This window comes from Schleiferia thermophila (genome assembly GCF_003337435.1).
In the GTDB taxonomy this organism is placed as follows: Bacteria; Bacteroidota; Bacteroidia; order Flavobacteriales; family Schleiferiaceae; genus Schleiferia; species Schleiferia thermophila.
Map to the genome: position 1 here is coordinate 1 of NZ_QPJS01000023.1, position 1,204 is coordinate 1,204.

Annotated in this window: 2 protein-coding genes; both read left to right on the forward strand. The window is 36.5% G+C overall.

Going from position 1 to position 1,204, the window contains the following annotated elements:
* Positions 1–723, forward strand: a 723-nt coding sequence (locus DES35_RS11375; RefSeq protein WP_211306566.1) for a hypothetical protein, incomplete at its 5' end; no start/stop codon positions are given.
* A gap of 8 nt (positions 724–731) precedes the next feature.
* Positions 732–1,163, forward strand: coding sequence for a hypothetical protein (locus tag DES35_RS11380; RefSeq protein WP_147269366.1), 432 nt, complete (start codon positions 732–734; stop codon positions 1,161–1,163).
* Positions 1,164–1,204 lie beyond the last annotated feature (41 nt).

Here is a 1,204-nt window from a genome sequence, read left to right on the forward strand (position 1 = left end):
GCAGCCGATGCACCAGGGTGGACACCCTACAATGCAATGTGGAATAACCCACTCCGATTTGTCGACCTAGATGGCAGATGGGCAGTTGACCACATAGATGTTACCAAGAATGACGATGGTACTTTTACAGTTGTTGGAGGTGAAGCCAATGCAGACAAAAATATTTATGTTGTAGATGGAAGTGGACAACGTACGGGAGAAGTTGTTGGCGAAATGCTTACCGAATATTCTTTTCATGGAGAGGATGGAAGGGCTATTGTTGGAGCAATTATCAACCCAAGGGACAACTCTGGCCAAACATTTATGGATAATGATATTATTAAAGGAAATCCAGGTTTGTTCCATTATATGAGAAATGCTACTGGCGGTAAGAAATATGATTTTAAGAGAAATGGGACTAAACCTGGTGACCCAAATTATAACAACCCTCAATATCACTATAGAGGGATGTCATTTAATGGAAAGATCGCTTCAGCTAGAGATATTGGAAATTATGCTGCCGGATATGTAGCGGGAGTGAAAGGGTTTAGTTGGGGTTCTTCCAGACTAGCTTTTGATGCTCTAGAAAGTTATCAAAAGGGAGGTTTAGCAACTGAAGGTCAACCGACACAGCAAGCTCAAAGGTTAGGACATAATGTAGGGTATTCTATTTATCAACAAAGAAAATTTGAAAGAGAATGGCAGAAAGCAACAAACCCGTGGCCTCCTGGACCAAAATACTAAGAAAGCTTATGAAAATTGCTGGCTTATTTATCCTGTTGATAATATTGTTTTTGATTTGGTTTGATCAATCACGCTCTTTTTATTGCATGTCAAATGACAAATGCATCACAGTATGGAAACGTTTAGGGAATAAGTGTTATATAATTCCGGGCAAGTATTATGGCATATTAAAGCCTTCTGATTATGTTAAAACTACAAATGATAATGCCCTCACTATAATTTTTGATGATTTATCAGGATATGACTTTGTGATTTTCAATGACTACGGTAAAGAGTTGGAAGTAAATTTATCAAAAGAAAGGATAAAGTATTTTAAAAATTTTGAGAGAGATATTTTTATAGATGAATTTTATGTCAATGAACGGATTAAAGATAACTTGCCTTATTTACAGATAGATATAAAAGAAGGTCTTGTTGTAATTAACGGGGTAAAACAATAGATTATAATGTTAAAGAAAAAGCCCGGCAAGTCCGGGTTTTT